Annotated in this window: 10 protein-coding genes; 4 read left to right on the forward strand and 6 right to left on the reverse strand. The window is 66.7% G+C overall.

Annotated features, from left to right (window positions below; translation table 11 throughout):
* The coding region (dctA, locus tag MBTS_RS19660; RefSeq protein ID WP_192216291.1) for a C4-dicarboxylate transporter DctA at positions 1 to 1,075 on the reverse strand (1,075 nt) is incomplete at its 3' end.
* Positions 1,076 to 1,384: 309 nt separating this feature from the next.
* Between dctA and MBTS_RS19665 the strand changes: the two genes are divergently transcribed.
* Both MBTS_RS19665 and MBTS_RS19670 read left to right on the forward strand, forming a co-directional pair.
* Positions 1,385 to 3,262 carry a sensor histidine kinase gene (locus MBTS_RS19665; RefSeq protein WP_192216292.1) on the forward strand — a complete coding sequence of 626 codons (1,878 nt, stop codon included), beginning with the start codon at positions 1,385 to 1,387 and terminating at the stop codon, positions 3,260 to 3,262.
* A complete protein-coding gene (locus tag MBTS_RS19670; protein ID WP_192216293.1) occupies positions 3,259 to 4,617 on the forward strand; it encodes a sigma-54-dependent transcriptional regulator in 1,359 nt (452 codons plus the stop codon). Before MBTS_RS19665 ends, MBTS_RS19670 begins: the two co-directional genes overlap by 4 nt.
* A gap of 21 nt (positions 4,618 to 4,638) precedes the next feature.
* Here the strand turns inward: MBTS_RS19670 and MBTS_RS19675 are convergent, their stop codons facing one another.
* A complete protein-coding gene (locus MBTS_RS19675; RefSeq protein ID WP_192216294.1) occupies positions 4,639 to 4,890 on the reverse strand; it encodes a hypothetical protein in 252 nt (83 codons plus the stop codon).
* A gap of 429 nt (positions 4,891 to 5,319) precedes the next feature.
* On the opposite strand from MBTS_RS19675, the gene MBTS_RS19680 reads away from it, so the two are divergent.
* Positions 5,320 to 5,649, forward strand: coding sequence for a DMT family transporter (locus MBTS_RS19680; protein WP_018045616.1), 330 nt, complete (start codon positions 5,320 to 5,322; stop codon positions 5,647 to 5,649).
* Positions 5,650 to 5,655: 6 nt separating this feature from the next.
* Positions 5,656 to 6,855: a serine hydrolase domain-containing protein gene (locus tag MBTS_RS19685; protein ID WP_192216295.1), complete on the forward strand. Its 1,200-nt coding sequence runs from the start codon at positions 5,656 to 5,658 to the stop codon at positions 6,853 to 6,855.
* A gap of 1,268 nt (positions 6,856 to 8,123) precedes the next feature.
* Here the strand turns inward: MBTS_RS19685 and MBTS_RS19690 are convergent.
* From MBTS_RS19690 to MBTS_RS19705, 4 genes are all read right to left on the reverse strand, one after another.
* Positions 8,124 to 8,465 (reverse strand): hypothetical protein, encoded by a 342-nt coding sequence (locus MBTS_RS19690; protein WP_147830742.1) that lies wholly within the window; start codon positions 8,463 to 8,465, stop codon positions 8,124 to 8,126.
* Between the two features lie 162 nt (positions 8,466 to 8,627).
* A complete protein-coding gene (locus MBTS_RS19695) occupies positions 8,628 to 9,092 on the reverse strand; it encodes a hypothetical protein (protein ID WP_192216296.1) in 465 nt (154 codons plus the stop codon).
* Between the two features lie 127 nt (positions 9,093 to 9,219).
* Positions 9,220 to 9,444, reverse strand: a complete 225-nt coding sequence (locus MBTS_RS19700; RefSeq protein ID WP_056141272.1) for a hypothetical protein — start codon at positions 9,442 to 9,444, stop codon at positions 9,220 to 9,222.
* 86 nt (positions 9,445 to 9,530) lie between these two features.
* Positions 9,531 to 10,792: HdeD family acid-resistance protein (locus MBTS_RS19705; protein WP_192216297.1), on the reverse strand; the 1,262-nt coding region annotated here is incomplete at its 5' end.

Raw genomic sequence — 10,792 nt, forward strand, 5'->3', positions numbered from 1 at the left:
CCTCCTCGCTGTGGGAACACCTTGGCCCGAGGGAGAGGAGCGCCTGAGCGTCGTAGGTGAGCGGCGTGTCCGTGGCCTGCGCGATGAAGAGCGCCGCCATGGTCATGTAGATGTTGGTGCCGTCGAGGTTGAACGAGTAGCCGGTGGGGACCACGAGGCCGACGACGGGCTTCGAGCAGCCGGCGCGCTCCATCTTCTCGAGCAGCGAAGGCAGGGCCGACTCGGAGGACGAGGTACCGAGGACAAGCATGAGCTCCTCCTTGATGTAGCGGATGAGCTTGATGATCGAGAAGCCGTTGTAGCGGGCGACGAGGCCGAGCACGCCGAGCACGAAGATCGCCGAGGTCAGGTAAAAGGCGCCGACGAGGTAGGCGAGGTTGGCGAGCGAGGCGATGCCGTACTTGCCGATGGTGAAGGCCATGGCGCCGAAGGCGCCGATGGGCGCGACCTTCATGATGATGTTGACGACGCCGAAGATGGCTTCCGACAGCACCTTGATGATGTCGAGGACCGGCTTGCCGCGATCGCCCAGGAAGGCGAGGCCGAAGCCGAACAGCACGGAGAAGAACAGGACCTGAAGGATCTCGCCGCCCGAGAACGCACCCACCGCCGTGGTCGGGATGATGTTCATGAGGAAGTCGGTGATCGACTGCGTCTTCGCCTTGTCGGCGTACATCGCGATCGACTTCGGATCGAGGGACTTCGGATCGATGTGCATGCCCGCGCCCGGCTGGACGAGGTTCGCCACGATCAGGCCGACGATGAGAGCCAGGGTCGAAAAGGTGATGAAGTAGATGAGCGCCTTGCCGCCGACGCGCCCGACCTTCTCGAGATTGGTCATGCCGGCGATGCCGGAGACGACCGTGAGGAAAATCACCGGCGCGATGATCATCTTGACGAGCTTGATGAAGGCATCGCCGAGCGGCTTCATGTCCGCGCCGACCTGCGGGTAGAAGTGACCGAGGGTGATGCCGATCGCCACGGCGACGAGAACCTGGAAATACAGCGTGCGATAGAGGGGCTTGGGCTTTGCCGGCGCGTGCGGCGCGGTGAGCGGTGACGGTATGGCGGCCATGGCGGGCTTCTCCCTTGGGAATAGATCGGTTCGGATCGAAGCGCCGGGGTGTCCGGGCCTCGTCGTCTTTTGGTCTTGGCGTCCGGGGCTAGACCCCTTCGGCGCACAGCTCTGCGATGAACGCAGGCCTGCGTTTCGGTCTGAGAATGGCAACCGCCGTGCCAGATCGGGAACTCCTGAAATAATTCGTTAAAACATTGATTTGAGACATATTTTTCAGATGGTCGCCAATCTCCTCCTCACGTCGAATGCGGTTATCCGCACCCCGCCGCGAAATTCCGTCCGGAATTCCGCACTGGAGCGAGCCCCTTGAATTCGAATGTCCCGCCTCGCGAGGGAACCGATCGCGGATTTCTGAAACGGTCGCGCCGGAGCCTCGCCCTCGCCGCCAGCCTCGTCCTCGTATGGGTCGCGGCGTGGCTGGCTGGGCAGGCCGCCGAACGCTGGGCGCTGTCCGACCTGCGCCGCACGGCACAGTCGACCCTGGCGCTGCAGGTCGGCGCCTTGCGGGCGGAGATGCAGAAGCAGGCCTCGCTCCCCCTTGCCCTCGCGGCGGACCCGGAAATCGCCGCCGTGGCGGGGCCGGATCCGACGCCGGCCATGGTCGAGCAGGTGAGCAAGCGCCTCGCCCAGGTGGCGGCCGCCACGGGCTCGGCGGTGATCTACGTCATTCGCCCCGACGGCATCACCGTGGCCGCGAGCAACGCGGAGGCCGAGCGCAGCTTCGTCGGCCGGGACTACGCGTTCAGACCCTACTTCCGGCAGGCCATGGCCGATGGCGCCGGGTCGCAATTCGCCTTGGGCACAGTGAGCGGCCGGGCGGGGCTCTACCTGTCGCGGCGGATCGGCGAGGCTGGCGGCGTCGTTGTGGTGAAGATCGAGTTCGATGGGGTCGAGGCCGCGTGGCGGCAATCGGGAGACGGGGTGTTCGTGGCCGATGCGCGGGGCATCGTCCTCGTGGCGAGCGATCCCGCCTGGAGCTTCGCCACCCTGCGCGAGGTCGGCGACGACGAGCGGAAGCGCATCCGCGCGGCGCTGGAATTCGGCGAGGCGCCGCTCTCGGCGCTCCCGCTCCATCCGGTCGGGGGGATGCAGGATCTCGTCCGCGTCGGCCGGGGATCGCGGACGGCGCGGACGGTGCTCGCCCTGGACGCCCCCATTCCGGGCACCGACTGGCGGCTCCATACCCTGACGCCCGTGGGCCCCGCCGTGGACCGCGAGCGGATGCAGGCCTGGATCATCGCTGCCCTCGGCACCGGCCTGGCCTGTATCGGGATCGCGACCCTGGCGGGCCGTCGTCGGCGGACCCGCCGGCACCTCGCTCAGGCCGCGGCACGCCGGGAAGAATTGGAGAGGAGCGTCCGCGAGCGGACGCTGGAACTCACCGACGCCAACAGGCTGCTCCGGCTGGAGATCGAGGAGCGACGGAGGGCGGAGGAGGAGCGACGGCAGGCGGAAGCCGAGCGGGAGCGCTTGGGCCGCGAACTCGCCCAGGCCGGACGGCTCGCGGCGTTGGGCCAGTTCGCCGCCAGCATGGCGCATGAGATCAACCAGCCGCTGGCCGCCATCCGCTCCTACGCCGACAATGCGGCGATCCTGGTCCGGCGGGGCCGGGGCGAGGAGGCGGCGGAGAACGCCTTCGCCATCGGCCGCCTCACCGACCGCATCGGCGGGCTGACGCGGCAGCTCAAGGGGTTCGCCCGGCGCTCGTCGCCCCGTCGCGAGCCCGTGGCGCTCGCCGATATCCTCGCCAACAGCCTGGAACTGGTGGAAGCACGGGCACAGGCGGCCCGGATTGCGATCTCGGCGGAGAGGCCGGCTCCCGGCCTCTACGTCCTCGGCGACGGGCCGCGCCTCGAACAGGTCGTGGTGAACCTGCTCCAGAACGCCCTCGACGCGGCGGCGGGGAGCACCGATCCACGGGTCTCCCTTCTGGTGCGGGACGTGCCCGATAATCGCGTGGCCATCGAGGTCCGCGATACCGGGCCGGGCCTCCCCGAGACCATCCGGGCGCAGGTCTTCGATGCCTTCTTCACCACCAAATCCGATGGGCTCGGTCTCGGGCTCGCCATCGCGCGCGGAATCGTCGAGGATTGCGGCGGCAGCCTGAACGCCATGGACGATCCGGCCGGCGGCGCGGTGTTTCGGATGGAACTGGCCAAAGCCCCCGTGGAGACGACACCGTGAGCGTTGAAGAGGGTGCGGGCGGGTCGGCCGAACGGGTCGTCTTCATCGACGACGAGACGGATGTCTGCCGCGCCAACCGCCAGAGCCTGGAGCTCGACGGGTTCACGGTGGAGACCTTCGGGGCCGCCGGACCGGCGCTGGCTGCCATCCTCGCCGATCCGCCCGGCCTCGTGGTCACCGACGTGCGCCTGCCCGATCTCGACGGCATCGCCCTGCTCGGGCGGATCAAGGCGATCGATCCGGAACTGCCCGTGATCCTGATCACCGGGCATGGCGACATCCGCATGGCGGTGGGCGCCATGCGCGACGGGGCCTACGATTTCCTGGCCAAGCCCTATCCGGCCGAATCCCTCGTCGCCTCGGCGCGCCGCGCCCTGGAGCGGCGCCGGCTCGTCCTCGAGAACCGCACCCTGCGCGCCCGGCTGGACGCGGCGGTGGAGGAGGACCCGGCCTTCCTCGGCATCTCACCCGAGATGGTGCGCCTGCGCCGCCTCGTGCGCGAGGTCGCCCAGGCCGATGTGGACGTGCTCGTCTTCGGCGAGACCGGATCGGGCAAGGAGGTGGTGGCGAGCGCCCTGCACCGCTGGAGCCGGCGGGCCGGCCGGAATTTCGTCGCCATGAATTGCGGGGCGCTGCCCGACAGCGTCGTCGAGAGCGAGCTCTTCGGCCACGAAGCGGGCGCCTTCACCGGGGCCCTCAAGCGCCGCGTCGGCCGGATCGAGCACGCGCAGGGGGGCACGCTGTTCCTCGACGAGATCGAGAGCATGCCGCTCGGTCTCCAGGTCAAGCTCTTGCGCGTGCTGCAGGAACGGGCGGTGGAGCCGCTGGGCACCAACGAGATCCGCCCCATCGACATGCGCGTGGTGGCGGCGACCAAGGTCGATCTCGGCCAGGCGGCGGCGCAGGGCACCTTCCGCGACGACCTCTACCACCGGCTCAACGTCATCACGATCGCGATCCCGCCCCTGCGCGACCGGCGCGAGGACGTGATGCTGCTGTTCCAGGAGTTCCTGACCCGGGCGGCGACGCGCTTCGGCCGCGAGCCCGCGCCGATCACGCCGGCCGTGCGGGAGCACCTGCGCCGGCACGACTGGCCCGGCAACGTGCGCGAACTCGGCCATTTCGCCGAGCGTCACGCCCTGGGCCTTGGGCAGAACGAGGTCTCGCCGCCCGAGGCCGCCACCGCCGGAACCCTGGCCGAACAGGTCGACCGGTTCGAGCGCGGCCTGATCCGCGAGGAGCTGATCATGGCCGGCGGGGACGTCCGCATCGCCGCCGAATCCCTCGGCACACCGCGCAAGACCCTCTACGACAAGATCGCCCGGCACGGCCTGACGCCCACCGATTATCGTTGAGACGGAAGGGCTTGGCTCTCCTCAGAAGCGGCGGTCCTTGCGGTCCGGGTTCGGGCCGCTGGTGTGATAGCTGGCCATGCAGGCGTGATAGATCTGCGAGCCGAGGTCGTAGAGGCTGAGGTTGTTCGGGTTGGCGGCGCTGAACACCTGCGCCCTGGCCTGTTCGCGACAGGCGGCGTCCTGCGGGCTCTGGATCGGCGGCTCGTTCACCTGCTGCGCGAGGGCGGCACCCGTGAAAGCGATGAGGAGAAAGGCGGTCAGGGTCGTGCGCATGGTGTCGGATTCCGTCGCGGGGAGAGGGACATAGGGAGGGGAAGGGTCTCGGTGGTGACGAGGATCGTGCCGGGAGCCCCCTCCCCCTGCGGACTCGCCGGCGCCGAAAGGACGAAAGAGAATCTCGCGCGATCCGTCTCCGATCTGTGCCGTGAGACCCCGACCGGGGCAAGACGCCATCGACGGGCGGACTTCGAATCCGGTGCGCGCCGCCCGAGCCGGATCGCCACCGCCACGCGCACCCTGTTTCGACCGCCATCGGGCGGCCTTTCATGCGCCATCCACACGGGACATTAACGGCCGGCGTGCTCTTGGAAATCCGGAGCCGTACCGGTGGATTTCCCCCGGTATCGGCCATGACGCGGCCATCGCCATGCGGATGGCCGCCCGACCCGCCTTCAGCCCGCCGACCGCACGGACGACCCACGGATGAACCCCTATCTCCTCCTCGCCCTGGCCATCGGCGCCGAAGTGACGGCGACCCTCGCCCTCAAGGCGGCCGACGGTCTCACCAAGCCGGTGCCGACGATCATCGTGGTGCTGGGCTACGGCACGGCGTTCTGGCTGATGTCGAACAGCATGAACATGCTGCCGATCGGGATCGTCTACGCGATCTGGGCCGGGGTCGGCATGGTCGGCGCGGCGGTCGGCGGCGCGCTGCTGTTTCAGGAGCCGATCACCCTGCCGATGATGATCGGGATCGCGGTGATCGCCGTCGGCGTGACGATCCTCGCCTCGGGCCAGACCGCGCATCACTGAGGGGCGATGTCGCGATTTGCCCGCCTCCGGCCCCGCTTTCGCCGCCCCCGGCTCGCCGGGGCGCTGATCTGCGCCTTGGCGCTGGGCGGGCTGGCGGCCGCCATCGGGCCGCTGCTCGGCGTGCCGAACCCGATCACGCTCGCCGCCCTCGCCATCGTCGAGCCCTCCTCCGTCGGCACCTGGTTCGCGAGCCGGGTGGTGGCGGCGGCGCCCTCGTCCCGCCCCCTGCCCGTCCGGCTCCACGCGATTCCCGACCGGGTTCCCTGGAAGGGACGGAGCGTTCCCCTGGCGGAGATGCTGCGGGCGACCCATACCAACGCCCTGCTGGTGACCCAGGACGGCGTCCTCGTCCACGAATGGTATCGCCCCGGCTCGGGGCCGGCGACGCTGTTCCCATCCTGGTCGGTGGCGAAATCGGTGGTCTCGCTGCTGGTCGGACAGACGATCGCCGAGGGGAAACTCGCCGAGACCGACCACGTGGCGGCCCTGCTGCCGTATCTGCGGGACGAGCCGGCCTTCGGCCGCATCACCGTCCGCGACCTCCTCGACATGACGAGCGGACTCGCGGTGCCGGAGAATTACGACCCGTGGGACCCGCTCACGGGCACCGCCGGCCTATACCTCACCCGCGACATCCGGGAGTTCGTGCGCGACCACGCCACCCTGTCGTCGAAGCCCGGCAGCACGGGGCAATACCGCAGCATCGACACCGAGATCCTCGGCCTGATCCTCGCGGAGGTCCAGAAGAAGCCCCTGGCCGACCTCCTCTCGGAGGCGATCTGGAAGCCCATGGGCGCGGAGGCGAAGGCGACCTGGAATCTCGACCGGCCGGGGGGAACGGAGAAGGCCTTCTGCTGCATCAATGCCGTGGCGCGGGATTTTGCCCGCCTGGGGCTGATGGTGGCCGACCATGGCCGCGTCGGCGGCACGCACATCGTTCCGGCACGCTGGATCGAGCGGATCGAGACCCCGGCGCGCCGGGATGTCGACGGCTGGCCCTACTCGGCGCAATGGTGGCACGTGCCGGAAGGGGACGACGACATCTCCGCCATCGGCGTCTACGGCCAGTACATCTACATCAACCGCGACACCGGCACGGTCATCGTCAAGCTCAGCGATCACGGCGCCGAGCAGGACGAGGCGGACACGTTGGCGGTGATGCTGGCGATCTCGCGGGAGCTCGCTGGCTCACGGTCGGCGCGCTGAGGCGAAGGGCCGGGCGGCGGGAACACACGGCTCTCTCCGTCGTCGGAGCCAAGGGTATAGGCCGACGATACGCAAGCTCAGGTGTTCGGCATGGATTTGCACAGAGGCATCTTCAGCCTTGATGCGTGTGCCGAGGGCGTGTTGGAGTGGATGTATCAGCGGATTTTCATGCTCAGTCCGATCATCCCATCAGACCACCTCATCCTGAGGTGCCCGCATCAGCGGGCCTCGAAGGAGCCCTCCAGTGGTCGCGCGATCCCTGGAGCCCTCCTTCGAGGCCGCTCCGCGGCACCTCAGGATGAGGTAAAGCGTTGGGAAGAACAACTTGAATAGGACTATATCGATCGAGTGGTGAAAATCTGACGTTTGACACCCGCTGCCGGGGCTGCTTTCGATCCTTCAGCGACCTTCGGAACGTCCGCTTCGCGGCGGCTTGGTGGTCGATGACCTAAGACTGGGTTGGGTGGTAAGCGGACAATGAGATATTAGAAGATAAGGCGGACGATAGATTTTTTGCAAAGCAACTCCATGACCTCAATCGGAAACATGACAATCGGATTTGTTTCAATCGCGCTCAGTATTTTTGGATACTATTACTCATTAAAGCGTGATATAAAAGGATTTGTTTATATAAAAGGATTGGTCCCTGTTTCGAAACGTGACGATCCGGTTCGGTTTCGTCGCATCATGAGATGGGAATACGGAGTATCTTGGATGCTTTTTTTATTTGGAACCATGTGGCTGATCTTAATAGCGATACGCTAATTGTGTTACGTCTTTAGAAATTGCCAACTCATAATCTTTCTCTAAAAATACCAAGCATATACTTTTAGACTGGATGCGGAACGTCCGCTTCAGGACAAAAAGCTAAGGTCCGCTTGCCACCCTTAATGGACCTTTGGCTCGTTACGCGGGGTGCTCTGCTGTCTACGCGATTTCGCCAATGCGCGGGCCGCCTTACCGATTGCGTATGAAGCCACCAGAGCAAAGTAGTAGATCGCGTATAGTACGACAAAAACATAGACTGAGGATTTGAGCCAGACGAGCCGGAAATCGATATCAGGACATCCCTGCTCGTAGGGAGGGTCTCCAACGGTACAAGAGAACCCTTCGACCATCATCCAGCCCCACCCCAGCCCAGCTGCAGCAATCGCGCAGGATAAAGGTATGCCGACCCGAGACATGTTCAGGCTTTTCATGCCTTGCAACTGCCAGCCATATATCTATCCTTAGTGAATCATTGTGGCGCCGGAACAGTCAAACTCCGACTATAGGGCGCGCTTGGCAATGAGCTTGCTTCCCGCCTCGGTCCAACGGGCGAACCGATATCCGGTCGGTTCAATGACGATCAGTCCTCGTGCTTCCAATTGCTCGTAGGCATGCTCACCGGCCGATATAGCTCCATTGTCTAGAACGACCTCGCCCGTGTCCGTCCGCTCAAGGTACTTCGAGCACATCGCAGCCAACAACTTTACTAGTTCCGGCTCGCGCGCCTCGAAGCTCCTACCTTCGGCGCCAGGGAGAGCCAAGTTCTTTGATGCCTTTGTGCTCACGTACTGATTCGTCATAGCTCGAATGGCATCGACGAGCTTCCGTTCAGAGTCGTTCACTCTCGATAACCTCCTATCGCCCGTCATGCATTACGGTCGGCCCGTTCCCGCAGGACATCGAGATCGAACTTAAGCCTTGGGACGGCCCGATCCGTGCCCGCTCAGTCGCGATCACCTTCAAGGTGGATGAGCCCAGCGCGCCTCACGCATAAGGTCCGCATCTCATTCTTTACAGTCATACGGCTCGACGCAGACCACTCCCGACCGACAGCCTACGGCGACGGGGCGAGGGCCACGCCGGTCGAACAGCGTCCATGCCGGATCGCCTCCCGCCGTCATGAACGATGCCAGCCGCAGATCGCCTGTCACCGATAGAACCACCTCCGGTAGATGGCCAAACATCGAGAGGTCTTGGACCGTGCGGCCGAGGAGGAGCGCAAAGGTCGGGGACCACAGGTTCTCGTCGCTCCAACTACCGCAGGCGATGGACCTTCCCTCCTCGATTCGCCAACTCCACTCAATCATCAGGCCGATCTCGCCCTCTGGCTGACCGGGGAAGCCATTACGGCGCGTGGTTGATGTCAGCGCGCCAAGCTCCACGAACAGCGCCGAGCCATGCCCACGCCAGACATGTGCTACGGCCAACCCACAAGCCGCCGTGCGGAAGTGCTGGATCCAGTCGGTCATAGGGGTGATCATGACCAACGGCGCAGGGTCCGCAATCCGCCCATTTCGGACGCTCAAGGCGCGGGGACCATCCGTCAGATGGCGACCACGCGATCAACGACATCCCAAAAACACGCAGGTGCGCCGACTAGATCCACCCGCCATCGTTGATCCGCGCCCTGATCCGATACGGCTCCGCCAGGACGTGGGCGTGAGAAATGCCGGCGGCCATTGCCATGGCGGCGGACGAAGAGGAGGTCGTCGAACGGCAGGCATGGAACCCGGCCGTCGTCACCGACCAGCGGAAGCGGGTCTTGTCGCTCCGGCACGCTGACACGGCGACGCTGTGGTTGGGCAAGGTGGGAATCTGCATCTCGCCATCATGGCACGGTCGCCCGAACCCTCCAAGGTCGGGGCGACCCCATCGGATCCCAGACCGACCCACTGCCGTCCCGCCGCCTACGCGGCCGGAGACCGCCGCCGGGCGAGGCTCCGCATCCGCGCCACCGCCTCGGCCCGCCAGTTGCGCAGGAGCCGCCGCCTCACGCCGTCCCAGCTGATGGCCGGGACCGGCGAGACGGGATCGATGAGGGCGCTGAGCGCCCGCGAGTAATCGAGCACGAGACCGGGCGTCCAGGTCATCGCGCCGGCCCCGTTGCGCAGGAGGGCGGCCGCCCAGAATTCCGGGCTCAGGGCGGCCTGGGCGAGCCTGCGCCACGGCTTGCCGGCCCGGCTGAACGCGCCCTCCACGGCGGCGTCGAGGGCGCGGGCGACCGCCGTGGAGCAGTTCCGGCCCACGAGATTGTAGGTCGCGTCGCGGCGATAGCCGGCCCAGAAGCGCGTCAAGCCCGCCCCGTCGATGCCGTGCAAGGTGACCGTGACGGTGGCCTCGCACCAATCGTCCGCCTCCTCGCGGTAGCTCGGCAGGAAGCGGCCCGGCACGTTGTTCTCCGGGCCGGCCCGCAGGGTGGCGCGCAGGTTGTCGGGGGAGCGGTCGATCTCCACGGCGGGGTAATGGCTCACATAGAGCGGGCTCCCGTGCGTCCCGCTGCCATCGCCCAGTTCCAGGGCCGCGTGCCCGGTGGAGATGTGGCCGGACCCGTTCACGGAGATGACGTAGCGATGGACCAGGCGCTGCCGGGCCGGGATCGAGGCCGTTCCCGTCGGCGTCCAGACATAGACGGTGAGCGTGTCCGTGCCGGCCCCGTCGGCGCGCGGTCCGGCTGCCGCCGGAGGGCGCCGCAACCGCAGCCCGAGGATCGCCACCTTGATCCCCGCCAGCATCAGGAAGGCGCCGATGCAGAACCCCACCGTGCCGGCGTACCAGGTGGGCCAGGGCTGCAGGGTGATGATGCCCAGCGCCACGCCCAGCGCCCCATGCGCCGCCGACAGGCGCCAGCCCGGAAAGCGGAGCACATAGGAGAGCGCGAAGCGCGACAGGCCGTCGAACAGGAAGGCCGTCCCGAACAGCATGGCGAGGAGGAACGTGCTCGAGGACGAGGCCAGCATCGTCAGCACCGCCACCACGAGGAGGAGCGCCGCCTTGAGGAGGCGCAACCGGCGCGCGGCGCCCGTGGCGACGAGGCCGCGCAGGAACGCGCCCACAGCCTCGACCACGAGGAGGAGGCCGAACCAGCGGTCGGGAATATGCGTGGCCCCGTCGAGGGCATCGATCACGAGGGCGGCGCCGAACCCCGTCCAGACGAGACCCGCCCCGGTGA

Origin of the sequence: Methylobacterium bullatum (genome assembly GCF_014845095.1) — a bacterium.
Classification (GTDB): Bacteria; Pseudomonadota; Alphaproteobacteria; order Rhizobiales; family Beijerinckiaceae; genus Methylobacterium; species Methylobacterium bullatum.